The organism is Beutenbergia cavernae DSM 12333 (genome assembly GCF_000023105.1).
GTDB lineage: Bacteria > Actinomycetota > Actinomycetes > Actinomycetales > Beutenbergiaceae > Beutenbergia > Beutenbergia cavernae.
Window position 1 is genome coordinate 2,252,555 of record NC_012669.1, and the last position, 26,859, is coordinate 2,279,413.

Annotated in this window: 27 protein-coding genes and 4 tRNA genes; 23 read left to right on the forward strand and 8 right to left on the reverse strand. The window is 73.2% G+C overall.

The annotated features are described in order from the left end of the window. Positions 1-111 precede the first annotated feature (111 nt). Positions 112-543: a hypothetical protein gene (locus BCAV_RS09950; protein WP_015882469.1), complete on the forward strand. Its 432-nt coding sequence runs from the start codon at positions 112-114 to the stop codon at positions 541-543. A gap of 42 nt (positions 544-585) precedes the next feature. On the opposite strand, the gene BCAV_RS09955 is transcribed toward BCAV_RS09950, so the two are convergent. The 5 genes from BCAV_RS09955 to BCAV_RS09975 form a co-directional block, all read right to left on the reverse strand. After that, positions 586-2,289: an alpha/beta hydrolase gene (locus tag BCAV_RS09955; protein ID WP_015882470.1), complete on the reverse strand. Its 1,704-nt coding sequence runs from the start codon at positions 2,287-2,289 to the stop codon at positions 586-588. A gap of 148 nt (positions 2,290-2,437) precedes the next feature. Next, positions 2,438-3,553, reverse strand: coding sequence for a type IV toxin-antitoxin system AbiEi family antitoxin domain-containing protein (locus BCAV_RS09960; RefSeq protein ID WP_144016756.1), 1,116 nt, complete (start codon positions 3,551-3,553; stop codon positions 2,438-2,440). Between the two features lie 140 nt (positions 3,554-3,693). Continuing rightward, positions 3,694-3,768, reverse strand: a tRNA-Val gene (locus BCAV_RS09965). Between the two features lie 6 nt (positions 3,769-3,774). After that, positions 3,775-3,845, reverse strand: a tRNA-Cys gene (locus tag BCAV_RS09970). A gap of 32 nt (positions 3,846-3,877) precedes the next feature. Continuing rightward, positions 3,878-3,950 (reverse strand) — tRNA-Gly (locus tag BCAV_RS09975). Between the two features lie 129 nt (positions 3,951-4,079). Here BCAV_RS09975 and BCAV_RS09980 point away from each other — a divergent pair. The 14 genes from BCAV_RS09980 (at position 4,080) to BCAV_RS10045 (ending at position 16,537) form a co-directional block, all read left to right on the forward strand. Beyond that, complete coding sequence (locus tag BCAV_RS09980; protein ID WP_015882472.1) at positions 4,080-4,925, forward strand: aminotransferase class IV; 846 nt, start codon at positions 4,080-4,082, stop codon at positions 4,923-4,925. Then, positions 4,922-5,815: a dihydrodipicolinate synthase family protein gene (locus BCAV_RS09985; RefSeq protein ID WP_015882473.1), complete on the forward strand. Its 894-nt coding sequence runs from the start codon at positions 4,922-4,924 to the stop codon at positions 5,813-5,815. The genes BCAV_RS09980 and BCAV_RS09985 overlap by 4 nt, the downstream gene beginning before the upstream one ends. Before the next feature lie 96 nt (positions 5,816-5,911). Further along, positions 5,912-5,986, forward strand: a tRNA-Val gene (locus tag BCAV_RS09990). Between the two features lie 120 nt (positions 5,987-6,106). Further along, the gene (gene thrS / locus BCAV_RS09995) at positions 6,107-8,122 is read left to right on the forward strand and encodes a threonine--tRNA ligase (RefSeq protein WP_015882474.1); all 2,016 of its coding nucleotides are present in this window, start codon (positions 6,107-6,109) and stop codon (positions 8,120-8,122) included. A 28-nt stretch (positions 8,123-8,150) separates the two neighbouring features. Further along, positions 8,151-8,720: an HIT family protein gene (locus tag BCAV_RS10000; RefSeq protein ID WP_015882475.1), complete on the forward strand. Its 570-nt coding sequence runs from the start codon at positions 8,151-8,153 to the stop codon at positions 8,718-8,720. Continuing rightward, the gene (gene pgsA / locus BCAV_RS10005; protein ID WP_015882476.1) at positions 8,714-9,331 is read left to right on the forward strand and encodes a phosphatidylinositol phosphate synthase; all 618 of its coding nucleotides are present in this window, start codon (positions 8,714-8,716) and stop codon (positions 9,329-9,331) included. The genes BCAV_RS10000 and pgsA overlap by 7 nt, the downstream gene beginning before the upstream one ends. Beyond that, positions 9,328-10,314 (forward strand): phosphatidylinositol mannoside acyltransferase, encoded by a 987-nt coding sequence (locus BCAV_RS10010; RefSeq protein WP_015882477.1) that lies wholly within the window; start codon positions 9,328-9,330, stop codon positions 10,312-10,314. The genes pgsA and BCAV_RS10010 overlap by 4 nt, the downstream gene beginning before the upstream one ends. Beyond that, complete coding sequence (locus BCAV_RS10015) at positions 10,311-11,483, forward strand: glycosyltransferase family 4 protein (RefSeq protein WP_015882478.1); 1,173 nt, start codon at positions 10,311-10,313, stop codon at positions 11,481-11,483. Before BCAV_RS10010 ends, BCAV_RS10015 begins: the two co-directional genes overlap by 4 nt. Beyond that, complete coding sequence (locus BCAV_RS10020) at positions 11,473-12,018, forward strand: hypothetical protein (protein ID WP_015882479.1); 546 nt, start codon at positions 11,473-11,475, stop codon at positions 12,016-12,018. Before BCAV_RS10015 ends, BCAV_RS10020 begins: the two co-directional genes overlap by 11 nt. 59 nt (positions 12,019-12,077) lie before the next feature. Next, positions 12,078-13,490 carry a PrsW family intramembrane metalloprotease gene (locus BCAV_RS10025; RefSeq protein ID WP_015882480.1) on the forward strand — a complete coding sequence of 471 codons (1,413 nt, stop codon included), beginning with the start codon at positions 12,078-12,080 and terminating at the stop codon, positions 13,488-13,490. Positions 13,491-13,584: 94 nt separating this feature from the next. Further along, positions 13,585-14,508: a pyridoxal 5'-phosphate synthase lyase subunit PdxS gene (gene pdxS / locus BCAV_RS10030; protein WP_015882481.1), complete on the forward strand. Its 924-nt coding sequence runs from the start codon at positions 13,585-13,587 to the stop codon at positions 14,506-14,508. Next, positions 14,502-15,119: an NUDIX hydrolase gene (locus BCAV_RS10035; protein WP_342618199.1), complete on the forward strand. Its 618-nt coding sequence runs from the start codon at positions 14,502-14,504 to the stop codon at positions 15,117-15,119. Before pdxS ends, BCAV_RS10035 begins: the two co-directional genes overlap by 7 nt. Continuing rightward, positions 15,116-15,718 (forward strand): pyridoxal 5'-phosphate synthase glutaminase subunit PdxT, encoded by a 603-nt coding sequence (gene pdxT, locus BCAV_RS10040; RefSeq protein WP_015882483.1) that lies wholly within the window; start codon positions 15,116-15,118, stop codon positions 15,716-15,718. Before BCAV_RS10035 ends, pdxT begins: the two co-directional genes overlap by 4 nt. Positions 15,719-15,778: 60 nt before the next feature. Further along, a complete protein-coding gene (locus BCAV_RS10045; protein WP_015882484.1) occupies positions 15,779-16,537 on the forward strand; it encodes a YebC/PmpR family DNA-binding transcriptional regulator in 759 nt (252 codons plus the stop codon). 16 nt (positions 16,538-16,553) lie between these two features. On the opposite strand, the gene BCAV_RS10050 is transcribed toward BCAV_RS10045, so the two are convergent. Then, a complete protein-coding gene (locus BCAV_RS10050) occupies positions 16,554-16,808 on the reverse strand; it encodes a DUF2630 family protein (RefSeq protein ID WP_015882485.1) in 255 nt (84 codons plus the stop codon). After that, entirely contained in the window at positions 16,805-17,284 is a 480-nt protein-coding gene (locus BCAV_RS10055) for an SRPBCC family protein (RefSeq protein ID WP_015882486.1), read from the reverse strand. Before BCAV_RS10055 ends, BCAV_RS10050 begins: the two co-directional genes overlap by 4 nt. A 57-nt stretch (positions 17,285-17,341) precedes the next feature. On the opposite strand from BCAV_RS10055, the gene ruvC reads away from it, so the two are divergent. The 8 genes from ruvC (at position 17,342) to BCAV_RS10095 (ending at position 26,310) form a co-directional block, all read left to right on the forward strand. Further along, the gene (ruvC, locus tag BCAV_RS10060) at positions 17,342-17,986 is read left to right on the forward strand and encodes a crossover junction endodeoxyribonuclease RuvC (protein WP_245529004.1); all 645 of its coding nucleotides are present in this window, start codon (positions 17,342-17,344) and stop codon (positions 17,984-17,986) included. Positions 17,987-18,068: 82 nt separating this feature from the next. Beyond that, positions 18,069-18,671: a Holliday junction branch migration protein RuvA gene (gene ruvA, locus BCAV_RS10065; RefSeq protein WP_015882488.1), complete on the forward strand. Its 603-nt coding sequence runs from the start codon at positions 18,069-18,071 to the stop codon at positions 18,669-18,671. Next, positions 18,664-19,701: a Holliday junction branch migration DNA helicase RuvB gene (gene ruvB, locus BCAV_RS10070; RefSeq protein ID WP_015882489.1), complete on the forward strand. Its 1,038-nt coding sequence runs from the start codon at positions 18,664-18,666 to the stop codon at positions 19,699-19,701. The genes ruvA and ruvB overlap by 8 nt, the downstream gene beginning before the upstream one ends. Positions 19,702-19,793: 92 nt before the next feature. Next, complete coding sequence (gene yajC / locus BCAV_RS10075) at positions 19,794-20,153, forward strand: preprotein translocase subunit YajC (protein ID WP_015882490.1); 360 nt, start codon at positions 19,794-19,796, stop codon at positions 20,151-20,153. A gap of 66 nt (positions 20,154-20,219) precedes the next feature. Beyond that, on the forward strand, positions 20,220-22,232 hold the full coding sequence (gene secD, locus BCAV_RS10080) for a protein translocase subunit SecD (protein ID WP_015882491.1): 2,013 nt from the start codon (positions 20,220-20,222) through the stop codon (positions 22,230-22,232). Next, positions 22,232-23,308, forward strand: a complete 1,077-nt coding sequence (secF, locus tag BCAV_RS10085) for a protein translocase subunit SecF (protein ID WP_015882492.1) — start codon at positions 22,232-22,234, stop codon at positions 23,306-23,308. The genes secD and secF overlap by 1 nt, the downstream gene beginning before the upstream one ends. Positions 23,309-23,313: 5 nt before the next feature. Continuing rightward, complete coding sequence (locus BCAV_RS10090; RefSeq protein ID WP_015882493.1) at positions 23,314-23,865, forward strand: adenine phosphoribosyltransferase; 552 nt, start codon at positions 23,314-23,316, stop codon at positions 23,863-23,865. A gap of 72 nt (positions 23,866-23,937) precedes the next feature. Beyond that, positions 23,938-26,310 carry a RelA/SpoT family protein gene (locus BCAV_RS10095; protein ID WP_015882494.1) on the forward strand — a complete coding sequence of 791 codons (2,373 nt, stop codon included), beginning with the start codon at positions 23,938-23,940 and terminating at the stop codon, positions 26,308-26,310. Here BCAV_RS10095 and BCAV_RS10100 read toward each other — a convergent pair. Then, positions 26,292-26,855 (reverse strand): hypothetical protein, encoded by a 564-nt coding sequence (locus tag BCAV_RS10100; RefSeq protein WP_015882495.1) that lies wholly within the window; start codon positions 26,853-26,855, stop codon positions 26,292-26,294. The two genes, BCAV_RS10095 and BCAV_RS10100, sit on opposite strands and share 19 nt — an antisense overlap. Between the last annotated feature and the right edge of the window lie 4 nt (positions 26,856-26,859).

A 26,859-nucleotide genomic window follows, 5' to 3' on the forward strand; every position in this document is an offset into this window, starting at 1 on the left:
GGGCCGACGGCGTGCGCCGGGGTGCGCCCGGCTGCGCCGTGCGAGACGGCCTGCGGCAGTCGCCGCGGCTAGCGTGGGGCCGACGGGGCCAGGGGCGACCGAGGAGGGACCATGGCAGCTGCACCTGCGTCGACGCCTGCCACTCCGGACGCGCGTCCGCGCCGGCGAACGCCTGCGGGGATCGCGAGGTGGGTGGCGTTCGGTCTCGCGTGCGTCGCGGTCGGGTACCTGCTCCTCGTGCCGGTCTATGCCGGCGTGGAGGCGACGTCGACGGGGTCGGCCGTGGAGACGACGGCGACGCTGCTGGAGGTGAACGGTCCGACCGCCCTGGTGTCGCTGGCGTTCCCGATCGTGATGACGATCGTGCCGATCCTCGTGGGCGGGCGACGCGGCCGGGTCGTCAGCGTCCTGTGCACCGTGCTGCTCGTCGCGTTCGTGATCCTCGGCGGCTTCTCGATCGGGCTGTTCTTCGCCCCGGCGGGGCTCGCGGCGATCGTGGGGTTGTTCCTGCGCGACACGGGATCGGCGCCGGCCGAGCCTTGAACCGCGTTCGTGCGTGGCTCAGGTGAGCGCCGCGCGCTCGGCCTACGAGTCGCCGGCGAGGTGCTCGCGCAACCGCGTCGTGTCCGCGTCCGTCCACCCGTCTGGGGGGGCGACGGCGGCCCACGCGTCGGCGTACGCCTCGCGGTAGCGGTGGCCGAACTCCATCGGGACGTCGGGGGAGCCGGCCAGGAACATGTCGCCGGTCAGCTGGAGGAACGTGATGCCGGGGATCCACACGAGCCCCGGCAGCACGTCCTGGCCCGGCGGCTCGGCGAGCCAGTCCGGCCGCCGCCACACGGCGTCGAAGTCCCACCAGACGACGCCGTCGGACGGGTGCTGCACGTAGACGACTCGCGGGTCGCCCCAGTCCTCGCCCAGGGAGGTCAGCCCCTGGTCTCCATCGTTCCGCGTGGCCCAACGCACGAACGCGCCGTCGTCCAGCACGGGATGGATCTCCGGTGACCCGGCGTCACGCGAGCCGGTCAGGCGGGTCCACAGGGGGGTGAACCGGGGCGTCCCCACCCACACGGCGCCGTCGACCCGGTCCGCCACGTCGTCGAGCGTGCGGAACGGCCCTTGGCTCCCGAACGCCCCGAGCGACTCCCCGAACAGGAGCAGACGTGGGCGCTCGTCCTCGGGGAGCTCCGCCCACCTGGTGGTCACGGCGTCGAGCAGCGCCTGCCCGGCGAGCTCGGGGACGGCGCGGTCCGCGACGAGGGTCACCCAGCTCGGGTTCGTGGAGTACTGGAGCGCGGCGACGGCGGTGTCGCCCGCGTGCAGGAGCTCGAGCGCCGTCACGGCTGCGGGGTCGACCCAACCGGTGCCGGTCGTGGTGACGAGCGCCAGCGCCTCGCGCGACCACGCGTCGGTCCGGTCCAGCTCGGCGACCACCCGGGCGGCGGCGTCAGCGAGCCGGTCCGTGGGAGCGTCCGACGCCGTCGCGGATCCCGCGACCCCCGCGTAGACGCGGATCGGTTCCAGGGCATCGCCGCCGGTGTACTCGGCGATCCCGTCGGCGCCCGGGCCGCCCGCCACGAAGATCCGGCCCTCGTAGCCGAGCGTGTCCCACTCCTCGAGCGACGACGGCGACCCGGACCGCTCCGGCTCCTCCGGCTGCTCGACGCCGGCGCGCGTCGTCGTGTCGCGCGTGCGGAACGACGCCTCGATGGGCGCCAGCAGCAGCGGCTGGACGACGCCCGACACCAGCCCGACCAGCACGACGACCGCCACCGCAGCGCCGACCCACGCCGCGACGCCGTGCGGCAGCCACCGGCCCAGGAGACGACCCAGGGCCCGCGCCGTGCCGCGGACCCCGCGGGCGATCCCGAGCAGCAGCAGGGCGAGCACGGCGCCACCCACGACGACGAGCACGTACTGCGGCGACGGCGTGGCATCGAGGCCCCACAACCGGGCGAGCTCGCGCTGGGCACCGGCCCCGATCACGAGGCCGGCCGGGACCAGGACCACCGCCGCGACGGCGATCGACCACCGTGCGCGCCGACGCGCCGCGGCTCCCGGCCGCCACGGAAGACGGAGCGCTGTGAGCAGCCACCACAGCGCGACGCCGGCGGCGTAGCCGAGGACGGCGCACGCACCCGAGATCACCGTCTGGTAGACGGCGCCGCGCGGGACGAGCGACGGCGCCGTCGACGCGACGAACGCGAGCAGGGCCCCCGCGAGGCCGGGCAGGGAGAACGAGCGGCCGAGTCGCGTGAGAGCGCGGGCGACGGCGGAGAGCGCGGGCATCGCTCGTGATCCTAGGTGCGCGCTGAGCGCAGCCCGACCCGGGCGGCGTCACCCGGTGCCCGCGCGGCGAGAGGTCGCAGCGCGCCGCGCCGCCGCGCCGCCGCGCCGCCGGGCACTGCCGAGTTCGTACCTCGGCGGCGAGCTCGCGTCAGTCCGGCGGCATCGCGAGTGCCCGACGTGGCGTCAGGCGCGCGCGCACGGAGTCCGGGAACTTGGACAGCAGCCAGGACGTGGCCAGTTCCGGGTCAGCGAGACGACCGCGGGTGACCCGGTGGACGGCGACGCCGGTGCTCTCGATCGCATCCTGGCGGACCTTCTCGTCGGCGACGACGGCCGCGACCGCGCCGTTCCCGTCGTACTTGACGGCGCCGTCGTACTCGAACGTGATGGCACGCGCGGGCCAGTCGGGCCCGGTCGCCGGCCAAGCGATGTCGCTGAAGTAGCGGCGGCCGTCGGCGGCGACCTCCCATTGGCAGATCGGCGCCGGCAGCCCGGCGACGAGCCCCAGCCATCGCGTGCGGGTCTCGCCGGGCGACGCCGAGAACCCGTCGGCGAACGTGAGCACGGCGCGCGCTCGCACCACGTGCCGGCCCGGCCCGAGCGCAGAGAGGAGCGCCACGAGCTCGGCGCGAACCGCCTCCTGACGTGACTCGGAGGTCGATCGTGCGAAGACCTCGACCGCGGCGAGCTGCCGCAGTGCGCCGTCGGCGACGATCAGCCCCTCCTGTGGTGACAGGACCCGCGCGCAGTCGATGGCCGTCCGGGCCGGCGTGGTGACGGGCAGTCCGGCGACCTCCACGATGTCGGCGTCCGTGAGGCCCGAGCGAACGTGTCGGCGGATGTCGGTTCGCCCGCAGCGCGTCGGGAGCACCGTCTGCACGACGTCGACGACGCCCGGTCGCACCGTCACCGGCCATCGGTGCAGCAGTGCCGCGGTCTCGTGACTGAACGCGAACCGCGTGGTGAGCCGATCGGCGACGGCCACGCACCGCGCGAGGAGCTCCTCGGACGCACGATCCCAGGGGGAGTCTGCGACGAGGGGTCTCCGGTACGCCCCGCGTCTGATCCGGTCGAGCTCGCCGCGGCGCTGCAGGCCGCGCAAGGCGTCCGAACCGAACTCGCGGACGGTCAGCACCTTCGGCATCCCCGGCGACGTCATCACCGTAGGGTGCTCGCTCGGCGCGAGCTCGCGCCGGCGCGAGCGGGTGACCTGTGGACAACGGCCGTCGGATTCCCGGGGTGCGGCCCGGAGCGTGGGACGCATGGCCCGCCGAGGTACGAGCTCGAGCCTTTCGCGACGGCGGGGACCGACGTCGAGCCAGGTGATCCGGCGCCGACCGCCGCCCTGAACGACGAAACGCCGCCTCGGCGAACCGAAGCGGCGTCGTGCCGTTCTCGACAGCGTGGTGGGCGATACTGGGATCGAACCAGTGACCTCTTCCGTGTCAGGGAAGCGCGCTACCGCTGCGCCAATCGCCCGGTGCGAGGTGGAGACGGGATTCGAACCCGTGTAGACGGCTTTGCAGGCCGCTGCCTCGCCTCTCGGCCACTCCACCACTGGGTGCACCCACTGGTGGTGGTGCCTCCGAGCGGACGACGGGATTCGAACCCGCGACCCTCACCTTGGCAAGGTGATGCTCTACCAACTGAGCCACGTCCGCGTGCGGTCCGCGGTCTCCCGCGGTGCGGCCTTGACTTTAGCCGAGGGACACGGGGTAGTCCAACTCGCCTCGCGCCGTGTCCGAGGAACGGGCAGGGAGCGCGCCGGGCCCCGGTGGCAGGATGGCGGGATGACGACGATCGCCTGGTTCGACGGTGCCCTGCGCGACCCGGCCGAGCCCCTCGTGTCCCTGCTGGACCACGGGATCACGGTCGGGGACGGGGTCTTCGAGACGTGCGAGCTCGTCGGCGGCCGCGCGTTCGCGCTGACCCGCCACGTGGCGCGGCTGGGGAGGTCGGCGAGCGGCCTCGGCCTCGCCGCGCCGGACGAGTCGGTCCTGCGCGGCGCCGTCGCCGACGTCGAACGCGCCTGGGTCGCCGCGCACGGCGACGCGGTCGGTCGCCTGCGGATCACCTGGACCGCCGGCGTCGGGCCGCTCGGCTCCGACCGGCTCGACTCGCCCGGCACCCTCATCGTCGCCGCCAGCCCTGCCCGTCCGGCGGCGCCGGCGCGGGTCGCCGTCGTCCCGTGGCCGCGCAACGAGCGGGGTGCGCTCGCCGGGCTGAAGACGACGTCGTACGCCGAGAACGTCGTCGCCCTCGCCCACGCCGCCGAGCGCGGGGCGAGCGAGGCCATCTTCGCCAACACGCGCGGCGAGCTGTGCGAGGGCACGGGCACCAACGTGTTCTGCGAGGACGACCGCGGACTCGTCACCCCGCCGCTCAGCTCCGGCGCGCTCGCCGGCGTCACCCGCGCCCTCGTGCTCGAGTGGGCCGCCGACGCCGGGATCCCGGCCCGCGAGGAGACGTTGCCGCTCGACGCCCTCCGCACGTCGCGGCACGCCGCGCTGACGTCGAGCACCCGCGGCATCGTGCCGATCATCGGCGTCGACGACGTCGCGCTCGAGCCGGGGCCGCTCACGCTCGCCATGGGCGAGGAGTTCGCCCGTCGCCAGGCCGAGCAGATCGACCCGTGAGGCCGCCGCCGGCCGTCCGGCTCACCGCGTACGTCCTGACGCCGGCGGGCGACGACGGCGCCGTGCTCCCGGAGCTCGTCGCGCCCCTGTGCGCCAGGGCGGTCGAGGCGGGCGTCGACGCCGTCGCCGTGCTCGGCAGCACCGGCGGCCTGCCGTACCTCGAGGACGACGACCGCGAGCGGGTGGTGCGCGCCGCCGCCGAGGCGGTCGCCGGGCGGGTGCCGCTCGTCGTCGGCGCGGGCGGCATGACCGCACCCACGCTGCGCCGCGCCGCGCACGACGCCGTGCGGTGGGGCGCCGACGAGCTGCTCGTGCCGCTGCTCTCCTACTGGCCCCTCACGCCGCCTGAGCAGCGAGCGATGTACGACGCCGTCCTGGAGGGACTCGGCGTGCCGCTCACGCTGTACCGGGCACGCGCGACGACGACGGCCCTCGACCTGGGCGTCGTGGCCGACCTCGCGGCGGACGAGCGGGTCGTGGCCCTCAAGGACACCAGCGCCGACGTGGCGACCTGGCTGGAGCACGCGGACGTGCTGCGCGGCCGCCGCGCGGTGCTCCGGCACGAGTTCAGCAGGGACGCGCTCGCCGTCGACCTCGTCGAGGCGGGCGCGGGCGGCTGGGCGTCGGCGCTCGCCGGAGTCTTCCCGGATCGGGTGGTCGGGATCCGGGACCGTGCGGGCGACGGCCCGGCGGGGCGCCAGGCAGCTCGTCGAGAGCTTGCGGCGTTCGGGCCGCTGCTGCGCCTCGCCGCCGCCCACGGGGCCATCCGCGTGCTGGCCGAGGCCATGCGCACGATCGGCCTTCCGGGCGGCGCTCCGCCGGCGCCGCTGCTGCGTCTCGAGCCGGACGCTCGGCGCGCCGTGGAACGTGCCCTCGTCACTCTCGACTGAACGCACGCGGCACGCCTCGGGCGAGTTCGATCATTGCCCGCGGATTCGCTACCATCGTCTGGCTGCACCGCGACCGCGTCGTCGGACGCGGAGTGCGGGCGATTGGCTCAGCGGTAGAGCGCCTCGTTCACACCGAGGAGGTCACTGGTTCGATCCCAGTATCGCCCACCAGCCCACGCGGCCCGCCGCCTCTTCGGAAGCGGCGGGCCGTCGTCGTCCTCGGCTCCGGAGCCCCGCGGCGTGTCGATAGCATCGGCGGGTCATACCCCTGCAATCTCCTGGGAGCCCCACGTGCCCGACATCCGCGTCCACCTCGACGGCGCCCCTCGCGACCTCGAGGCGCCGGCGACGGGCACGACGGCGTACGCCGACGATCGCACCGTCGTCGCCCTCCGCGTCGACGGTGAGCTGCGTGACCTCGACACGCAGCTGCGCGACGGCGCCCACGTCGAGGGCGTGACGATCGACTCCCCGGACGGCCTCGCGATCCTGCGGCACTCGACGGCGCACGTCCTCGCACAGGCCGTGCAGCAGGTGAACCCGGACGCGAAGCTCGGCATCGGCCCGCCGATCACCGACGGCTTCTACTACGACTTCGACGTCGAGACCCCGTTCACGCCCGAGGACCTCAAGGCACTCGAGAAGGCGATGGCGCGCATCGTCAAGGAGGGTCAGACGTTCCGCAGGCGCGTCGTCTCCGACGACGAGGCGCGGGCCGAGCTCGCCGACGAGCCGTACAAGCTCGAGCTGATCGGGCTCAAGGGCCCCGGGGCGGCATCCGCTGCCGAGGGCGCCGGGGCGGAGGTCGGTGCGGGCGAGCTGACGATCTACGACAACGTGCGCGGCGCCGGCCGTGAGACCGAGACGGTGGTGTGGAAGGACCTGTGCCGCGGCCCGCACCTCCCGAGCACCCGCCTGATCGGCAACGGCTTCTCGCTCATGCGGTCCGCCGCCGCGTACTGGCGCGGGAGCGAGAAGAACCCGCAGCTGCAGCGCGTTTACGGCACGGCCTGGCCGACGAAGGACGACCTGCGCGCCCACCTCGAGCGTCTCGCGGAGGCGGAACGTCGCGACCACCGGCGTCTCGGCAGCGAGCTCGACCTGTTCTCCGTCCCCGAGGAGATCGGCTCGGGGCTCGCCGTCTTCCACCCGAAGGGCTCCGTCATCCGGATGGAGATGGAGGACTACTCGCGTCGCCGGCACGTCGAGGCCGGGTACGACTTCGCGTACACGCCGCACATCACGAAGGCGCACCTCTTCGAGACCTCGCGGCACCTCGAGTGGTACGCCGACGGCATGTACCCGCCGATGCAGCTCGACGCCGAGCACCACGAGGACGGGACGCTGAAGCGCGAGGGGCAGGACTACTACCTCAAGCCGATGAACTGCCCGATGCACAACCTCGTGTTCGCGGCGCGCGGCCGCTCCTACCGCGAGCTGCCGCTGCGGCTGTTCGAGTTCGGGACCGTCTACCGGTACGAGAAGTCCGGCGTCGTGCACGGTCTGACGCGGGCCCGGGGGTTCACCCAGGACGACGCGCACATCTACTGCACCCGGGAGCAGATGCGCGACGAGCTCGCCTCGCTCCTGACGTTCGTGCTCGACCTGCTGCGCGACTACGGCCTCGAGGAGTTCTATCTCGAGCTCTCCACGCGCGACCCGGAGAAGTCCGTCGGTGACGACGCGACGTGGGACGAGGCGACCGCCACGCTGCGCGACGTCGCGACGGCGTCCGGCCTGGAGCTCGTGGACGATCCGGGCGGCGCCGCGTTCTACGGCCCGAAGATCTCGGTCCAGGCGCGCGACGCGATCGGCCGCTCGTGGCAGCTGTCGACGATCCAGCTCGACTTCTTCGAGCCCGGGCTGTTCGACCTGGAGTACACGGCGAGCGACGGTTCGCGGCAGCAGCCCGTCATGATCCACCGCGCGCTGTTCGGATCCATCGAGCGGTTCTTCGCGATCCTGCTCGAGCACTACGCGGGCGCGATGCCGCCGTGGCTCGCGCCGGTCCAGGTCCGCGCCGTGCCGGTGGCCGAGCCGTTCAACGCCTACCTCGCCGACGTCGTCGCGCAGCTCCGTGCCGCGAGCGTGCGCGCCGAGCTGGACGACGGCGACGACCGCTTCAACAAGAAGATCCGGACGGCGACGACGCAGAAGATCCCGTTCGTGCTGATCGCGGGCGGCGAGGACGCCGAGGCGGGCGCCGTCTCGTTCCGCTACCGGGACGGGACACAGCGCAACGGCGTCCCCGTCGCCGAGGCGATCGCGATCGTCACGGCAGCGATCGCGGATCGCGTGCAGGTCTGACGTGTCGGCACCGACAGGGGACGGGGCGGTGGCGCACGAGTCGCCTGCGGAGTTCGCGGGCGATCCCGACGACGTCGCCCGCCTGTGGACGCCGCACCGGATGGTCTACATCGGCGGTCAGGACAAGCCGGCCGACACCAGCGCCGACGCCTGCCCGTTCTGCCGGATCCCGGCACGGTCCGACGCCGACGGCCTCGTGGTCCACCGGGGCAGGACGTGCTACGTCGTCCTCAACCTCTACCCGTACAACCCGGGGCACCTCCTGGTGTGCCCGTACCGCCACGTGGCGGACTACCCGGACCTGACGCAGGCGGAGACGCACGAGCTGGCGGCGCTCACGGCGACGGCGATGCGGGTCACGCGTGCCGTGTCCCGGCCCGACGGGTTCAACATCGGGCTCAACCAGGGGGAGGTCGCGGGGGCGGGGATCGCCGCCCACCTGCACCAGCACGTGGTCCCGCGGTGGTCCGGGGACTCGAACTTCCTTCCGATCGTCGCCCGCACGAAGGCCCTGCCGCAGCTGCTCGGCGAGACCCGCGAGCTGCTGGCCGGAGCCTGGCCGCAGGCCACGTCGTCCGAGGGGGAGGGCTCGTGCTGAAGAGCCTGCGCGCTGCCGTGACGCGGATCGTCACGCCGCTCGCGCGCGCTCTCGTGCGCGCCGGCGTGTCGCCCGACGTCGTCACGGTCGTGGGCACGTTGGGCGCCATGGCAGGGGCGCTCGTCCTCTTCCCGCTCGGTCAGCTCTTCGCCGGCGTCATGGTCATCACGTTCTTCGTCCTCTTCGACGTGCTGGACGGCACGATGGCTCGGCTCGCGGGTCGCTCCGGCCCGTGGGGGGCGTTCCTCGACTCCACGCTCGACCGGTTCGCGGACGGTGCGGTCTTCGTCGGGCTCGCCGTCTACCTGGTGGGCCGCGGCGACGATCCCGTCGGCGCCGCCGGGGCGCTGGCCTGCCTCGCGCTCGGCGCGATCGTGCCGTACGCGCGGGCCCGCGCGGAGGGCCTCGGCATGCACGCGACAGTGGGGATCGCCGAGCGGGGCGACCGCCTGCTCATCGCCCTCGTCGCGGCCGGCATCGTGGGCCTCGGCGTGCCGCCGATCGTGCTGACCGTCGTCCTGTGGGCACTGGCCGCCGCCAGCCTGGTCACGGTCGTGCAGCGGATGGTCGTCGTGTACCGGCAGGCCCGCGACCGGGCGGAGGAGGCATGAGGGGGCCCGACCCGGCTCGGCTGTTCGCGTTCGCCTGGCGATCCGTCGGCCGTCTTCCGCAGCCGGTCGCCGTCGCGGTGTTCGACGCCGTCGCTGACGTCGCATGGCTCGGGCGCCTCGCGGGAGCGCGTCAGCTCGAGGCCAACCTCGCCCGGTTGCGGCCCGACCTGTCCACCCGTGAGCTGCGCCGGCTCACGCGCGACGGGATGCGGTCGTACATGCGCTACTACCGCGAGGCGTTCCAGCTGCCGACGTTCACCCGGGAGCAGCTTGCCGCCCGCGTCCGCGCGACCGGCGTGCCAGCGGTCCGCACGGAGCTCGAGTCCGGGCGCGCGGTCGTGCTCGCTCTCGCGCACGCGGGGAACTGGGACCTGGCGGGTGCGTGGGCGACGACGTTCCTCGGCCCCGTTCTCACCGTCGCCGAGAAGCTCCCGGGCGGGCTCTTCGCCGAGTTCCTCGCGTTCCGGGAGAGCCTCGGGATCGAGATCGTCCCGCTGGAGAACCACTCGACGTTTCGCACCCTGACGCGCCGGGCGCGCGCCAGGGCCGCGCTCGTGCCGCTCCTCGCCGACCGCGACCTGAGCACGCGGGGCATCGAGGTCGACCTGGCCGGGCAGCGCGCGCGGGTCGCCGCCGGCCCGGCCGCGCTCGCCCTCACTGGCGACTACGCCCTGGTGCCGGCCGTCATCACGTACGAGCGCCTCACGGGGGAGCGGCGCCGCGCCGCCCGCAGCGCGTGGGGGATCGTCATCGAGTTCCGGCCGGCGATCGAGCGGCCGGCCGGGCTGTCCCGGGCCGACGCGGTGGCGCCGATGACGCAGGCATGGGTCGACGTCGTCTTCACCCGGCTCCGCGAGCGACCGCAGGACTGGCACATGCTGCAGAAGGTCTTCCTCGCGGACCTCGATCCCGAGCGTCTCGCGAAGGCCGCGGCGCGGGACGCCGTCGTCGGCCCGGATGCGGCCGCCCAGGGGGACTCGTGAGGATCGGCATCGTCTGCCCGTACTCGCTCGACGCGCCCGGCGGCGTCCAGGTGCACGTGCGGGACCTCGCGCAGCGCCTCATCGGTCTCGGGCACGACGTCAGCGTGCTGGCGCCGGCGGAGGACGACACCCCGGTCCCGGAGTACGTCGAGGCGGCCGGGCGCAGCGTGCCCGTCCGGTACAACGGGTCGGTCGCACGGCTCTCGTTCGGACCGGTCACCGCCGCCCGGGTCCGGCGCTGGCTGGACGCGGGCGCGTTCGACGTCCTGCACATCCACGAGCCGCTCGTGCCCAGCGTGAGCCTGCTCGCGTTGTGGCTGGCGAGCGGCCCGATCGTGGGGACGTTCCACACCGCGACCGACCGGTCGCGCGCGATGCAGGTCGCGTTCCCCCTGCTGCGCTCGTCGCTCGAGAAGATCGTGGCGCGGATCGCCGTCTCCGAGGAGGCGCGGCGGACTCTCGTCGAGCACTTCGGGGGAGACGCCGTCGTCATCCCCAACGGCGTGTACGTCGACACGTTCTCGGGTGCCACGGTGCGCCCGGAGTGGCAGGGCACGCCCGAACGGCCCACCATCGCGTTCCTCGGCCGAACCGACGAGCCCCGCAAGGGCCTGCACGTGCTGCTCGAGGCGGTGCCGCGCATGCTCGAGCAGCGGCCCGGCACCCGCGTCCTGGTCGCTGGCCGCGGCGATCTGGACGCCCTGCGGGCGGCCGCTCCGGACGCGGTCGAGGTTCTCGGCGAGGTCGACGAGCAGGGCAAGGGCGATCTCATGGCCTCCGTCGACGTGTACGTCGCCCCCCAGACCGGCGGGGAGAGCTTCGGGATCGTGCTGGTGGAGGCGATGAGCGCCGGGGCCAGCGTCGTGGCGAGCGACCTGGCGGCCTTCCGTCGCGTCCTCGACTCCGGGCGCGCCGGGTTCCTGTTCCCCACCGGAGACCCGGCCGGCCTCGCGACGGCGCTGCTCGCGGCGCTCGACGACCCGGCGGAGCGCGACCGACGGCGGGCCTACGCCCGCGACTGGTGCCACCAGTACGACTGGAGCGTGGTGACGGACCAGGTGCTCGACGTGTACGGCCTGGCGCTCGGCGAGGGCGACGGGCACGTCGCGCAGGACCCGCTCGCACGACGCATGCTCTCGCGCCTGCTCGGTGGTGCCGATGACGACTGAGGTGATGATCGCGATCGCCGTCGGCCTGGTCCTCGTGCTCGTCTGGGTGGCGATCGGGGCGGCGAACCGGCTCGACCGGCTGCACCAGAAGGTCGCCCGGACCGGCGCCACGCTCGACGCACAGCTCCTGCGCCGCGCCGCGGCCGCCGCCGAGCTCGCAGCCACCGGCCGGCTGGACCCGGCGAGCTCGCTGGTGGTGGCAGAGGCTGCGGCGCGGGCGCTCGAGGTCGGCCAGTCCGACGACGACGACCCGCTCACCCCGGAGCGCGGCCTCGCGGAGAGCGAGCTGTCCCGCGCGCTCCGCCAGGCTCTCGGCGTCACCGGCCCGGCGCAGGACGGGACGTCGGCACCCGACGACGCCACGAGCACGCTCGAGCAGTGCTGGCACCGCAGCCAGCTCGCGCGCCGGTTCTACAACGACGCCGTGGCCCAGGCGCGCCGGATGCGCGTGCAGGTCGTCGTCCGCGCGCTCCACCTCGCGGGGCGCGCCAGGATGCCGGTGACGTTCGAGATGGACGACGCCACCGAGCGCTGACGCCGTCGAGCCCGCCCTGCGATCGACCGCCGCGAGCCGTTCCCCCTAGTCTGTGGGCCATGTCGAACCCGTACCCCGACCCGTCACGGCCGCAGCCGTACCCGCCGGGGCACCAGCAGCCGCAGCCCGGCCCCGCGCCGCAGCAGCCGTATCCGCAGCAGGCGCCGGCGCAGCCCCAGCCGACCTACGGACAGCCGGGTGCCTACCCGCAGCAGCCGGCGCCGTCGGCCTACCCGAGCCCGGTCCGCCCGGGGCGGTACCAGGGGGGCGGGCCGCAGCCCGGTCAGTACGCGCCGAACCAGTACCGGCCCGGCCAGTACGCGGCGCCGCCGTCGAACCCCACCGCGCAGCTGAACCAGGTGTGGCAGGGCGGTGTCCGGAAGAAGTCGACGTCGGTGTGGTCGGTCATCGCGATCGTGCTGGTCGCGATCGGCGCGCTCGTGGGGCTCGGCCTGGTGCTGATCCAGGTCGGCGTCGGTCCGGCGGTGGTCGGGTTCATCCTCGCCCTCTTCCCGCTCGCCGTCGTGCTCACGGCCGTGTTCTGGCTCGACCGCTGGGAACCGGAGCCGAAGGGGATGCTCGCGTTCGCCCTGCTGTGGGGCGCGGGAGTCTCCGTGATCATCGCGCTGTTCGGGAACACCGCGCTCGGCATCTACTTCTACTCGCTCTCGGGCGACCCGGCCGCAGCGGACACGCTCACCGCCGTCATCTCCGCACCGATCGTCGAGGAGAGCGCCAAGGGCCTGGGCGTCCTGCTCATCTACCTCATGCGCCGGCAGTTCTTCGACGGGATCGTCGACGGCATCGTGTACGCCGCCGTCGTCGCCGCCGGGTTCGCGTTCACCGAGAACATCCTGTACTTCGGCCGGTTCTTCGACGACGGCCTCGGTCAGGTGTTCGTCATGCGCGGGATCATGTCCCCGTTCGCGCACCTCCTGTTCACCGCATGCATCGGTATCGCGCTCGGCATCGCCTCCCGGTCGCGCAACCGGTACGCGGCCTGGTGGCTCTTCCCGCTCGGCCTCCTCGCCGCCATGGGCCTGCACGCGCTGTGGAACGGCGCGGCGAGCCTCAACTTCATCCTCATCTACGTCGTGGTGCAAGTGCCGCTGTTCGTCGGCGCGATCGTGCTCGCGTTCTGGCTGCGCCGGCAGGAGAGCCGCGTGATCCGGGACCGGCTCACGGAGTACGGCCGTGCGGGCTGGTTCGAGCCGCACGAGGTCGAGATGCTCGCCTCGCTGCGGCTGCGCAGCCAGGCGCGGACGTGGGCAGGTCGGATGGGGCCGAGCGCGGTCGCCGCGATGAAGGCCTTCCAGAAGCATGCGACGTCGCTCGCCTTCGCCCGCCAGCGGGTCGTGACCGGGCGTGCCGACCTGCGCACGCAGAGCCAGGACGAGCGTTCGCTGCTCAACGAGCTGACGTCCGACCGTCAGCGGTTCGTGGCGTCCGCGAGCCCGTACCCGATGCGCTGATCCCCACGCTCGCTCGTCGCCTCGGCCGCTCTCGACGACGGCCCGCGCGCGTACGATGAGACCATCCACCACCCCCGTTCCTCATGAGGTCATCGTGTCCGTTGCACCGCTCGACCCCACCGCGCCCGCACCGGCGTCCGGAACCGGCACCGCCCGCGTCAAGCGGGGCATGGCCGAGATGCTCAAGGGCGGCGTCATCATGGACGTCGTCACCGCCGACCAGGCGAAGATCGCCGAGGACGCCGGCGCCGTCGCCGTGATGGCGCTCGAGCGCGTCCCGGCCGACATCCGCGCCCAGGGCGGGGTCTCCCGGATGAGCGACCCCGACATGATCGACGGCATCGTCGCCGCCGTCTCGATCCCCGTGATGGCGAAGGCGCGCATCGGGCACTTCGTCGAGGCGCAGGTGCTTCAGAGCCTCGGCGTCGACTACGTGGACGAGTCCGAGGTCCTCACGCCGGCCGACTACGCGCACCACATCGACAAGTGGCAGTTCACCGTGCCGTTCGTCTGCGGAGCCACGAACCTCGGGGAGGCGCTCCGGCGCATCACCGAGGGTGCCGCGATGATCCGGTCGAAGGGCGAGGCCGGGACGGGCGACGTCTCGAACGCCACCACGCACATGCGCACCATCCGCGACGAGATCCGCCGCCTGACCTCGCTGCCCGAGGACGAGCTGTATCTCGCCGCGAAGGAGCTCCAGGCGCCGTACGACCTCGTCGCCGAGGTGGCGCGCGAGGGGAAGCTCCCCGTGGTCGTCTTCACCGCCGGCGGGATCGCCACCCCGGCCGACGCCGCGATGATGATGCAGCTCGGCGCCGAGGGCGTGTTCGTCGGCTCCGGGATCTTCAAGTCCGGGAACCCCGCCGAGCGCGCGGCGGCGATCGTCCAGGCCACGACGTTCTTCGACGACCCCGACGTCATCGCGAAGGTCTCCCGCGGCCTCGGCGAGGCGATGGTCGGCATCAACGTCGACGACATCCCGGTCCCGCACCGCCTGGCCGAGCGCGGGTGGTGACCCCGGCCTCGTCGGTGGGGCACCCCACCGACGGCGAGGGATGGGTGCGGGGCGCCGACGGCGTCCCGTTCCGCCGCGCTGCGCGGGTGCTGCTGCTCGACCCTCAGGACCGCGTGCTGCTGGTCCGGGGCCACGACGCCGACCAGCCCGAGCGGACGTGGTGGTTCACCGTGGGCGGCGGGATCGACCGGGGGGAGACGGCCCGCGACGCCGCCGTGCGGGAGGTGTTCGAGGAGACGGGCCTGCGGCTCGACCCGGAGCGGCTCGAGGGCCCGGTGCTGACCCGCAGCGCGCTGTTCGACTTCTTCGCGCGCACGGTCCGGCAGGACGAGGAGTTCTTCCTCGCGCGCCTCGACGGTCTGGATCGGGACGCGCCGCTCGTCACCGACAACTGGACGGACGTCGAGCGAGCGTTCATGGACGAGGTCCGGTGGTGGCCGCTCCCGGCGCTGGCGCAGGTCACCGAGGAGGTGTTTCCCGCGGAGCTCGTCGAGGTCACCCAGGCGCTCCTGCCCGGGTGGAACGGCGTCACGCGACACCTCGGCCTGGCCCGGGACGAGGCCGCCACGGGCGACTCGAGCACGCCCGCGAGCGGTGGCTCCGGTCGATGACGACTGTCGGCGTCCTCGCCCTGCAGGGCGACTTCCGCGAGCACATCGCCGTCCTGGGCTCCCTCGGTGTGAGCGCGGTCCCCGTGCGCCGGCCGAGCGAGCTCGACGTCGACGGCCTCGTGCTCCCGGGCGGCGAGTCCACGACGATCTCCAAGCTCCTCGTGACGTTCGGGCTCCTCGAGCCCCTGCGCGAGGCGGTGCGCTCGGGGCTCCCGGTGTACGGCTCGTGCGCAGGCATGATCCTGCTCGCGGACCGGATCCTCGACGGCACCGTGGATCAGGAGACCATCGGGGGCATCGACATGACGGTGCGCCGCAACGCGTTCGGGCGGCAGGTCGACTCCTTCGAGGTGGATCTCGACGCGCCGGGCCTCGCGGGCGAGGCCGGGTCCGAGCTGCTGCGCGCCGTCTTCATCCGGGCACCGTGGGCGGAGGACGTGGGGGACGGCGTCGAGGTCCTCGCGCGCGTCGCGAGCGGCCCGGCCGCCGGTAGAATCGTGGCAGTACGTCAGGGCTCGCTGCTGGCCACCGCTTTCCATCCGGAGATCGGCGCGGACGCGAGGGTGCACTCCACCTTCCTCCGGATGATCGGTGCGTGACGCCCGACCGCCGAGAAGCACCGCTCGAGAAGCGCAGCCCGAGAAGCACAGGAGCAGCAGATGTCCGGTCACTCCAAGTGGGCCACGACCAAGCACAAGAAGGCAGTCATCGACGCGCGGCGAGGGAAGCTCTTCGCCAAGCTCATCAAGAACATCGAGGTGGCCGCGCGGACGGGCGGCGGTGACCCCGCCGGCAACCCGACGCTCTACGACGCCATCCAGAAGGCCAAGAAGACGTCGGTCCCGAACGACAACATCGACCGCGCGGTCAAGCGGGGCGCGGGGCTCGAGGCGGGCGGCGCCGACTACCAGACGATCATGTACGAGGGCTACGCACCGGGCGGCGTCGCCGTCCTCGTCGAGTGCCTGACCGACAACCGCAACCGGGCGGCGTCGGACGTCCGCGTCGCGTTCACGCGCAACGGCGGGTCGCTCGCCGACCCGGGCAGCGTGTCGTACCTCTTCTCGCGCCGCGGGGTCGTCGTCGTCCCCAAGACGGACGGTCTCGACGAGGACGACGTGCTCGGTGCCGTGCTCGACGCCGGCGCCGAGGAGGTCAACGACCTCGGCGAGGCGTTCGAGGTGCTGAGCGAGGCCACGGACCTCGTCGCGGTCCGCACGGCGCTGCAGGACGCGGGCCTCGACTACGACTCCGCGGAGGCGCAGTTCGTGCCCGCCACCCAGATCGAGGTCGACGTCGACGGCGCACGCAAGGTGCTCCGGCTCATCGACGCCCTCGAGGACAGTGACGACGTGCAGAACGTCTTCGCGAACTTCGACGCCACCGACGAGGTGCTCGCGCAGCTCGACGAGGACTGAGCGGGCGCCGCGGCGCCTACTGGCGGTAGCCCTCGACCTCGGCCGCGGACCGGACCTGTGCGGCGGCCGGGTCCTGCCCGGCCTCGCGGCGCGCCTGACGCTGGCGCAACAGGTCCCAGCACTGGTCGAGCGCCGTCTCGATCTGCGCGAGGCGGGACCGTTCCTCCTCGGAGGAGATCGCCCCGTCGGTGAGCTGCGTGCGCAGGTCGTGCTCGGTGCGGACGAGGTCGGAGATGCGGCGGAGCACGGCGGCGTCGGGTGCGGTGGTCATGCGGACTCCTTCGTGGGGGTGCCGGCGCGCCGCGTGACGTAGGAGTCGAGCGCGGCGAGGCGGCGGGACGTCTCGAGGCGGAACGCGGCGCGCGCGGCGGGCTCGAGGAGCCACGCCAGCCACGACGGACGGCACCGGAACGTCATCGTGTAGACGACGTTCGTCCCGGCAGCGGTCGGCTTGTGCCGGATCGACGCCGACCAGGACTCGAAGACCGCCACCGGGCGGGTGAGTCGCACGGCGGCGAGGTCGGGCCGCCGGAACGTGACGTACGTCGTCGTGAACGAGAAGCCGCCCAGCGCGCGTCGCGCCGTGCACACCGCCTCGACGCCGACGGCGGGCTCGGCGTCGTCGACCGTGCGTGCCGCCCGCAGCAGCGTGTCCCACTCGAGGCGCCGATGGTAGTCGTGGACGACGTCGAACAGGTCGTCGGGAGTGGCGCGGATCGTCCGCGAGATCACGGCGTGCGCGACCATCGGTCCCGCTCGCGTGTTGTCGCCCGGCTCACGCCCCCAGGCTGACACAGTGAGGGGGTGACTGCACCCGTCCCCGTGGCCCGACGCGCGTCCGGTGGCCGCGTGATCCTCGGGATCGACCCGGGGCTCACACGGTGCGGCATCGGCGTAATCGAGTCGCTGCCCGGCCGCCGCGTGCGCCTCGTCGACGTCGGCGTGGCGACGACGCCCGCCGGTGATCCCCTCGAGGCACGCCTGGTGTCCGTCGCGGACCGGATCGACGAGTGGCTCGACGCGCACCAGCCGGACGCCGTCGCCGTCGAGCGGGTCTTCGCGCAGGCGAACGTGCGCACGATCACCGGTACGGCCCAGGTGGCCGGGCTCGCGATGGTCGCCGCCGCGCGCCGCGGCATCCCGGTCGCCACCCACACCCCGAGCGAGGTCAAGGCCGCGATCACCGGCTCCGGCCGCGCCGAGAAGCCCCAGGTGCAGGAGATGGTGGCGCGGTTGCTCGCGCTCGCGGAGCGGCCCCGTCCCGCCGACGCCGCCGACGCGCTCGCCCTCGCGATCTGCCATGCCTGGCGCGGAGGGGCGACGACGCCGGCATCCTCTCCGGATCGTGGTGCTCCCACGGCCGCGCAGCGTGCGTGGGCGCAGGCCGAGGCGGCCGCCCGCCGCCCCGCGCGGCGCCTCGACGTCGTGCGCGCCGGGCGGCTACGGTAGTGCTTCGTACAGGTGTTCGCGGTGTGCTCGCTCGAGCCGGCCGCGCGCGGCGGGAACGCCGCACGGGAAGGAGCAGCCCCAGATGATCGCGCTGGTGCAGGGCCGGGTGGCCGCCATCGGGCTCGACGCCGTCGTCGTGGTCGTCGGAGGTGTTGGGATGCGCGTGCTGGCCACGCCGGCGACGCTGGCCGGGCTGCGCGTCGAGGCCGACTGCGAGCTGCACACGTCGCTCGTCGTCCGGGAGGACTCGCTCACCTTGTTCGGCTTCGCGGACGCCGACGAGCGCGACGTGTTCGAGCTCGTGCAGACGGTGTCCGGCGTCGGCCCGCGTCTCGCGCTGGCGATGCTCGCCGTGCACACGCCGGACGGTCTGCGGCGCGCCGTCGCCCAGGAGGACCTGGCGGCACTCGTGCGTGTCCCCGGGATCGGCCGGAAGGGCGCGAGCCGCATCGTCCTCGAGCTGGGCGACCGGCTCGGGCCCGCCCAGGGTGCGGCTCCGGCGGCTCCTGTGGCCGTGGACGACGGCGCGGACGTCGTCGACGCGCTGGTGGGCCTCGGGTGGCCCGTGCGGCAGGCGCAGGACGCCGTCCGCGGCGTGCTCGAGGACGCCGACGGCACGGCCCCGGACGCGGCGGGCCTGCTCCGGGCCGCGCTGCGGTCGCTCGCCGGGGACGCCCGTGGCTGAGGAACGCGACGATCTCGCGCAGCTCACGTCGGCCGAGGCCGACGAGATCGAACGTGCCGCGGAGGCGGCTCTGCGGCCCCGACGCCTCGCCGAGTTCGTCGGCCAGCGCGTGGTGCGCGACCAGCTGTCGCTCGTGCTCGAGGCGGCCCTGGCCCGTCGCCGCCCGCCCGACCACGTCCTGCTCGCGGGCGGTCCGGGGCTCGGCAAGACGACGCTCGCGATGATCGTGGCGAGCGAGGTCGGCGCGGCGCTGCGCCTCACGTCCGGGCCGGCCATCCAGCACGCGGGGGACCTCGCGGCGATCCTGTCGTCGGTGCAGGAGAACGACGTCCTGTTCATCGACGAGATCCACCGGCTCGCGCGCCCGGCCGAGGAGATGCTGTACCTCGCGATGGAGGACTTCCGCGTCGACGTCGTCGTGGGGAAGGGCGCCGGTGCGACGGCGATCCCGCTGGCCCTCCCACCGTTCACCGTGGTGGGCGCGACCACCCGGGCGGGGCTGCTCCCGGCTCCGCTGCGCGACCGGTTCGGGTTCACCGGGTACCTGGACTTCTACGAGGTCGCCGAGCTCGAGCAGGTGCTCGAACGCTCGGCCCGGCTGCTCCGTGCGGAGCTGACCCCGGCGGCGGGCGCGGAGATCGCCTCCCGGTCCCGCGGGACGCCGCGCATCGCGAACCGCCTGCTGCGCCGGGTGCAGGACTGGGCTCAGGTGCGGGGGAGCGGAGTCGCCGACGTCGACGCCGCCCGTGCCGCGCTCGAGGTCTTCGAGGTCGACGAGCGCGGGCTCGACCGGCTCGACCGCGGCGTCCTGCGTGCCCTTTGCGTGCGGTTCCGCGGCGGCCCGGTGGGCCTCGGCACCCTGGCCGTGGCCGTGGGCGAGGAGCCCGAGACCGTCGAGACGGTCGCCGAGCCGTTCCTCGTGCGCGAGGGGCTGATCGCGCGTACGCCACGGGGGCGGGTGGCGACCGCCGAGGCGTGGGCTCACCTCGGCCTGGAGCCGCCCGCACCACCGGACACCCTGTTCTCCTGACGTCGTCCTGCGACGGCGGCTGGTTGGTCCACGCAGTTCCCTCGCCTAGACTCCGGGGCGGACCGTCACCAGCCCTATGGGAGCCCTTACTCGTGGACACGTCGCAGCTGCCGCTTCTGCTCATCCTCGCCGTCGCGATCGTCGGTCTGTTCTTCCTGAACAGCCGCGGTCGCAAGCAGCAGGCGAAGCAGGCCGAGTTCCGCAACAACCTCGAGGTGGGGCAGGACGTCATGACGCTGTCCGGCCAGCTCGGCACCATCGTGGACATCGAGGGTGACACGATCACCATCGAGTCGACACCCGGCACGCGGACGCGCTGGGTGCGGGCGGCGATCGGCAAGGTCGTGGAGCCGACCGAGCCGGCCGAGGAGCCGGAGACGGACGCCGAGCCGGCGGACCCGGCGGAGCCCGGCTCGACCGACGGCCCGGAGACCCAGCGCCCGCAGCCCTGACGCGGCGCCGTCGTCACCCACCTCGCGCCACCGACCGGCGTGACCCGTCCCTGAGAGAAGACCTCGTTGGCCACACGCAAGCGACCCGGCGGACGCCCGCTGCGCCCGTTGCTGTTCCTGCTGCTGATCGTGGCGGCGATCTTCGGCTCCGTCGGCGCCGGCGCGAAGTGGGGTGACGCGTCGTTCACCCCGGAGCTCGCTCTCGACCTCGAGGGCGGCACGCAGATCATCCTGACGCCGAACACGACCGACGGGCAGGAGGTCACGTCCGACGACGTCAACCAGGCGATCGCGATCATCCGGCAGCGGGTCGACGGCTCGGGCGTCTCCGAGGCGGAGATCACGAGCCAGGGCGGACGCAACATCGTCGTCGCGATGCCGGGCAACCCGAGCCAGGAGACGATCGACCTGGTCTCGGCGTCTGCCGTGATGCGGATGCGTGCCGTGCTCGTCGAGTCGGGGCCGGGAGCGATCGACCCCGCGGCGCTGGAGCCGGGCGAGGAGCCGACCGACGGCAGCACTGCCGATCCGACGGCGGATCCCACCGCGGATCCGACGGCAGAGGCGACCGACGCCGCACCCGACGGTGCGCTGCCGCGCGAGACCACGCCGACGCCGTCGCCGTCCGACGAGGCGACGTCGGAGTCCGGTGAGGAGCCGACCGCCGAGCCGACGGACGGCGCGACCGACGCCCCGGCGGCCACGCCGGAGGAGATCGACGAGGCGGCCTTCGCCGCCGCCGACGCCGACGGCAACGGTGAGCTGTCGAACACCCCCGCGACGGAGCCGACGTCGGCGAGCGACACGGCTTGGATCACCGAGCAGGTGACGTACGACTTCTACCGCCTCGACTGCTCCCTCCCGGAGAATCGCACCGGTGGCGGCGGCGACGACCCGGACGCCCCGCTGGTCGCGTGCACCACTGACGGTGCCGCGAAGTACATCCTCGGCCCCGCCGAGCTGTCCGGCTCCGACCTGACGTCGGCCCAGATGGTGTACCAGACAACATCGACCGGCGCGGCCACGAACATCCCCGTCGTCCAGATGAACTTCACGAGCGAGGGCGGCGAGAAGTTCGCCGAGATCACCACCCGCCTCGCGGGCCTTGCGGCGCAGCCGCCGCTGAACCAGTTCGCGATCGTGCTGGACGGGAATGTCATCTCGGCTCCCGGCGTCGACGAGCCGATCCCGAACGGCGAGGCCACGATCTCCGGCCCGGAGACCAACCCGTTCACCCGCTCCCAGGCGCAGACCCTCGCGAACCAGCTGAACTTCGGCTCGCTGCCGATCACGTTCGACGTGCAGTCCCAGGAGCAGATCTCCGCGACCCTGGGCGGCGAGCAGCTCCGCAACGGCGTGATCGCCGGCCTCATCGGCCTCGTGCTCGTCGTCCTCTACACGGTGTTCCAGTACCGCGGGCTCGCGTTCGTCACGCTGACCAGCCTCGCGGTCGCCGGCGCGTTGACGTACGGGGCGATCCTGCTGCTGTCGTGGCTGCAGGGCTACCGGCTCTCGCTCCCTGGCGTCGCCGGCCTCATCATCGCCATCGGCGTCACCGCCGACTCGTTCATCGTGTACTTCGAGCGCATCCGCGACGAGGTGCGCGAGGGGCGGGTCCTGACGGCGGCCGTGGAGCAGGGCTGGCTGCGCGCCCGGCGCACGATCCTGGCGTCCGACGCCGTGAACTTCCTCGCCGCGGTGGTCCTGTACTTCCTCGCCGTGGGCGGCGTGCGCGGCTTCGCGTTCACGCTCGGCCTCACGACGCTCGTCGACATCGTCGTCGTGTTCCTGTTCACGCACCCGATGATGAAGATCCTCGCGCGGACGAAGTTCTTCGGCGACGGGCATCCGATGTCCGGCCTGGACCCCGTCCACCTCGGCGCCACGGTGGCGGCGTACGCCGGACGCGGCCGCACCCGCACCCGTGCCGAACGGACCGCCGTCGCGGCGAACGCGAACCGCATGACGATCGCGGAGCGACGCGCCGCGGAGGCCAGGGAACGCGCGGAGGCCGAGAGCCCTGACGACGGCGCCGTCGTCGGGGCCAAGGCCAGCGACGAGCAGGAGGGGAAGCGCTGATGCCCAGCTTCGCCAAGTTCGGCAACGACCTCTACACCGGGCACCGGTCCTACGACATCGTCGGGCGCCGGAAGACGTGGTTCCTCATCGCCCTCGGGCTCATCGTCATCTCCGGCCTGCTCGTGGGGATCCGCGGGCTCAACCCCGGGATCGAGTTCCGCGGCGGCTCGGAGTTCGTGGTGTCCGAGGCCTCGACCACGGACCAGGAGCTCGCTCAGGAGGTGCTCGACGGGATCGCGCCCGAGCAGGTCGCACGCGTGTCGATCGTCGGTTCGTCGACCGTCCGCGTCCAGACGGACCAGCTGACCAACGAGCAGACCGACGAGATGCAGATCGCCCTCGCCGAGGCGTACGGCGTCCCGACCGAGCAGGTCACGTCGTCGTTCGTCGGCCCCACGTGGGGCCGTGACGTCACGACGAGGGCGCTTCAGGGCCTCGTGACGTTCCTCGCCATCGTCAGCGTGGTCATGGCGGTGTACTTCCGCACGTGGACGATGGCGGCGGGTGCGCTCATCGCGCTCGTGCACGACCTCATCGTCACGGTCGGGCTGTATGCCGGGGTGGGCTTCGAGGTCACACCAGCGACGGTTATCGGGTTCCTCACGATCCTCGGGTACTCGCTGTACGACACGGTCGTGGTGTTCGACAAGGTGCGCGAGAACACGTCCGGGATCACCGAGCAGACCCGGGTCACCTACGCCGAGGCCGCGAACCTCGCCGTCAACCAGACCATCGTGCGCTCGATCAACACGTCGGTCGTGGCGGTGCTGCCGGTCGCGTCCATCCTGTTCGTCGGAGCGCTGCTCCTCGGCGCCGGCACGCTGCGCGACATCGCGCTCGCGCTGTTCATCGGCACGATCGTCTCCACGGCGTCGTCGATCTTCATCGCGACGCCGGTGTTCGTCGCCTTCCGGGAACGGCAGCCGCAGATCGCCGCGCACACGCGCAAGGTGCTCGAGCTGCGCGCGAAGAACGGTGCCGACGCCGAGACGCCCGAGCAGGTCGTGGTCGGCGGCCTCGTGGCCGGCGAGCACCAGGGTGTCGCCGCGCAGCCCCGGCGCAAGCGGAAGCGCTGACGGGCGTGCCCGAGCGCCGCGCCGGCGACGACCTCGCGGCGGTATCGACCGAGGTCGGCGGGGCCATCCGCGCGGTCCCGGACTTCCCGAGCCCCGGGATCGTCTTCCGCGACATCACGCCGCTCCTGTCGGACGGGCCGCTGCTGCGCACGCTCGTCGACGCTCTCGCGGCCACCTACTCCGGCACCGTCGACGTCGTCGCGGGCATCGAGTCCCGTGGGTTCCTGCTCGCCGCGCCGCTCGCCACGGCGCTCGGCCTCGGCCTGGTGCCGATCCGCAAGGCGGGCAAGCTGCCGCCGCCGGTGATCGCGCAGCCCTACGAGCTCGAGTACGGCTCTGCGGTCCTCGAGCTGCGCGAGGGCGCCCTCGCGCCCGGCGCGCGGGTGCTGCTCGTCGACGACGTGCTCGCGACCGGCGGCACGGTCGGCGCGGCGGCGGACCTCGTGGAGCGCGCAGGCGGGATGGTGAGCGCCGTCTGCGTCCTCATCGAGCTGCTGGACCTCGGCGGACGGGCGGCGCTCGCCGGGCGCCGCGTCGACGCCGTCGTCGCGTACTGATCGGGCGCTCCGAGGCGAGGCCTCGTGGGCCCTGGCGGCGGGGCGCGTGCCGTGCGGACGTAGACTGTCGCGATGGCCGAGGAGACCGCGTCGCGCGAGCGGAGCGCGGGCGTGGAGCGGAACGACGCCACAGTCGTCCCGGGCTCCCGTGTGCGTTCACGGCTCGTCAGGCTGGGCTCCCGCGGGCACGCGACGCCACCGGCGATCGAGCCGCTGCTCCGGATCGTCCGCGCCCATCACCCGAAGGCCGACATCGGTCTCCTGGAGCGCGCGTACGCCGTCGCCGAGAAGGCCCACACCGGCCAGCTGCGCAAGAGCGGTGACCCGTACATCACGCACCCGGTCGCCGTCGCGACCATCCTGGCCGAGCTGGGGATGACGCCGCCGACCCTCGCCGCAGCGCTCCTGCACGACACGGTCGAGGACACGCCGTACTCCCTGGACTCGCTCCGGGCCGACTTCGGCGACGAGATCACGCTCCTGGTCGACGGCGTCACGAAGCTCGACAAGGTGACGTTCGGCGATGCCGCTCAGGCCGAGACCGTGCGCAAGATGGTCGTCGCGATGGCGCGGGACATCAGGGTCCTCGTGATCAAGCTCGCGGACCGCCTGCACAACGCCCGGACCTGGCGGTACGTGTCGCAGGAGTCCGCGCAGCGCAAGGCCCGCGAGACCCTCGAGATCTACGCCCCGCTGGCTCACCGCCTGGGCATGAACACCATCAAGTGGGAGCTCGAGGACCTCTCGTTCGCGGCGCTGTACCCCAAGGTCTACGACGAGATCGTGCGTCTCGTCGCGGAACGGGCGCCGGCCCGCGAGGAGTACCTGGCTACCGTGCGCGAGCAGGTCACCGCCGACCTGAAGTCGGCGAAGATCCGCGCCACCGTCACGGGCCGGCCGAAGCACTACTACTCGATCTACCAGAAGATGATCGTGCGCGGCCGCGACTTCGACGAGATCTACGACCTCGTCGGGGTCCGCGTGCTGGTCGACTCCCTCCGGGACTGCTACGCGGCGCTCGGGGCGCTGCACTCGCGATGGAACCCTGTGCCGGGGCGGTTCAAGGACTACATCGCGATGCCGAAGTTCAACATGTACCAGTCGCTGCACACGACGGTCATCGGTCCGGGCGGGAAGCCCGTCGAGATCCAGATCCGCAGCCAGGAGATGCACCGCCGCGCGGAGTACGGCGTCGCCGCGCACTGGAAGTACAAGGAGTCGCCGTCGGCCGGCCGCGGCAAGGAGAAGGGCGGGGGCGCGGGCACGGGAGAGATGCCGTGGCTGCGCCAGCTGATCGACTGGCAGCAGGAGACCGCCGACCCGGGCGAGTTCCTCGACTCCCTGCGGTACGAGATGTCCGGGAGCGAGGTGTACGTCTTCACCCCGAAGGGTGAGGTCATGGCGCTCCCGGCGGCAGCGACGCCGGTGGACTTCGCGTACGCGGTCCACACCGAGGTCGGGCACCGGACGGTGGGCGCGAAGGTCAACGGTCGTCTCGTGCCGCTCGAGTCGACCCTGGAGAACGGCGACACGGTCGAGATCTTCACCTCGCGTGCGCAGACCGCGGGCCCGAGCCGCGACTGGCTCACGTTCGTCAAGAGCCCGCGGGCCCGGAACAAGATCCGCGCGTGGTTCACGAAGGAGCGCCGCGAGGAGGCGATCGAGCAGGGCAAGACGGCCATCGCGAAGACGATGCGCAAGCAGAACCTCCCGATCCAGCGCCTCCTCACCCACGACGCGCTCGTCGGCCTGGCCTCCGACATGCGCTACGCCGACGTGTCAGCGCTGTACGCAGCGGTCGGTGAGGGGCACGTGTCCGCCGCGAACGTCGTCAGCCGGCTCGTCGCGAGCCTCGGCGGAGAGGACGGCACGAGCGAGGACCTCGCCGAGGCCACCCGGCCCGGCGAGGGCCGGGCCCGGCCCCGGACAGGGGGTGTCGGTGTCGTCGTCGCCGGGATGGAGGACGCGGACGTCTGGGCGAAGCTCGCGAAGTGCTGCACGCCGGTACCGGGCGACCCGATCGTCGGCTTCGTGACGCGCGGCGCGGGCGTGTCGGTGCACCGGACCGACTGTCCGAACCTCGAGCAGCTGCGCAACGAGCCCGAGCGGTTCGTCGACGTCACGTGGTCGCCGGACGCGCAGAGCGTGTTCCTCGTCCAGATCCAGGTGGAGGCGCTCGACCGAGCGCGGCTCCTGTCCGACGTCACGCGCGTGCTGTCGGACAACCACGTCAACATCCTCTCGGCCACCGTCTCCACCACCCGCGACCGCGTCGCGCTCAGCAAGTTCGTCTTCGAGATGGCCGACACCTCGCACCTCGGGCACGTCCTGCGTGCCGTCCGGGGCATCGACGGCGTGTTCGACGTCTACCGGCTCACGGGTGTCCGACCGGACGCCGGCCCGAGCCTCGCGGCCGCCGAGCACGGTCACGGCCGAGCCGACTGAACCTCCGCGAGGAGGTCCCGCGCGCGGGCCGTCCCGGCGTGCCGGCACAGCTCCTCGCACCGGAGGGCCGCCGCCGTCGGGTCCGCACCCGCCGCGACGAGGGCACGGGCGAGAACGACGGCGTCCGCGTCCTCCCACCGCAGCACGTCGAGCAGCGTCGCCGTGAGGGTGGTGACGGCGCTCCCGCCGATCACCTCGACGTCGTCGTCGCGCAGCGCGGCGACGTGGGTGCGCACGACACCGGGACGGTGCCGCCGGGGTCGCGGCAGCACGACGTCGACGACGTCCGGGCGAGGGGTGCCGGTGTGGACCCAGGCGGCGCACCGGCGCACCAGGACGCCGCCGGGCGGCACCAGCCCGGCGAGGCAGCGGGCGCGGTCCGCGGGACCGATGGGCAGGTCGGTGGCGGCGAAGCCCGAGCCGACGAGCGCCTCGACGAGGCCGTCGCGGTGCGGCCCGAGCGCCGCTCGGCCGTGCACGAGCGTGATCGGCGTCAGCCGGCGAGGGCGGAGCCAAGCGAGCGGGTGCGGGTCGGACGCGGCCATGGCC

Bases quoted from the DNA above. Each gene is read 5' to 3' on its own strand.
- BCAV_RS10045 (WP_015882484.1), top strand. From the start codon at position 15,779: ATGTCCGGTCACTCCAAGTGGGCCACGACCAAGCACAAGAAGGCAGTC.
- BCAV_RS09960 (WP_144016756.1), bottom strand. From the start codon at position 3,553: ATGCGTCCCACGCTCCGGGCCGCACCCCGGGAATCCGACGGCCGTTGT.
- BCAV_RS09950 (WP_015882469.1), top strand. From the start codon at position 112: ATGGCAGCTGCACCTGCGTCGACGCCTGCCACTCCGGACGCGCGTCCG.
- BCAV_RS09980 (WP_015882472.1), top strand. From the start codon at position 4,080: ATGACGACGATCGCCTGGTTCGACGGTGCCCTGCGCGACCCGGCCGAG.
- BCAV_RS10095 (WP_015882494.1), top strand. From the start codon at position 23,938: ATGGCCGAGGAGACCGCGTCGCGCGAGCGGAGCGCGGGCGTGGAGCGG.
- BCAV_RS10025 (WP_015882480.1), top strand. From the start codon at position 12,078: ATGTCGAACCCGTACCCCGACCCGTCACGGCCGCAGCCGTACCCGCCG.
- BCAV_RS10020 (WP_015882479.1), top strand. From the start codon at position 11,473: ATGACGACTGAGGTGATGATCGCGATCGCCGTCGGCCTGGTCCTCGTG.
- ruvA (WP_015882488.1), top strand. From the start codon at position 18,069: ATGATCGCGCTGGTGCAGGGCCGGGTGGCCGCCATCGGGCTCGACGCC.
- BCAV_RS10055 (WP_015882486.1), bottom strand. From the start codon at position 17,284: ATGGTCGCGCACGCCGTGATCTCGCGGACGATCCGCGCCACTCCCGAC.
- secF (WP_015882492.1), top strand. From the start codon at position 22,232: ATGCCCAGCTTCGCCAAGTTCGGCAACGACCTCTACACCGGGCACCGG.
- BCAV_RS10100 (WP_015882495.1), bottom strand. From the start codon at position 26,855: ATGGCCGCGTCCGACCCGCACCCGCTCGCTTGGCTCCGCCCTCGCCGG.
- BCAV_RS09955 (WP_015882470.1), bottom strand. From the start codon at position 2,289: ATGCCCGCGCTCTCCGCCGTCGCCCGCGCTCTCACGCGACTCGGCCGC.
- BCAV_RS10050 (WP_015882485.1), bottom strand. From the start codon at position 16,808: ATGACCACCGCACCCGACGCCGCCGTGCTCCGCCGCATCTCCGACCTC.
- pdxT (WP_015882483.1), top strand. From the start codon at position 15,116: ATGACGACTGTCGGCGTCCTCGCCCTGCAGGGCGACTTCCGCGAGCAC.
- BCAV_RS10010 (WP_015882477.1), top strand. From the start codon at position 9,328: ATGAGGGGGCCCGACCCGGCTCGGCTGTTCGCGTTCGCCTGGCGATCC.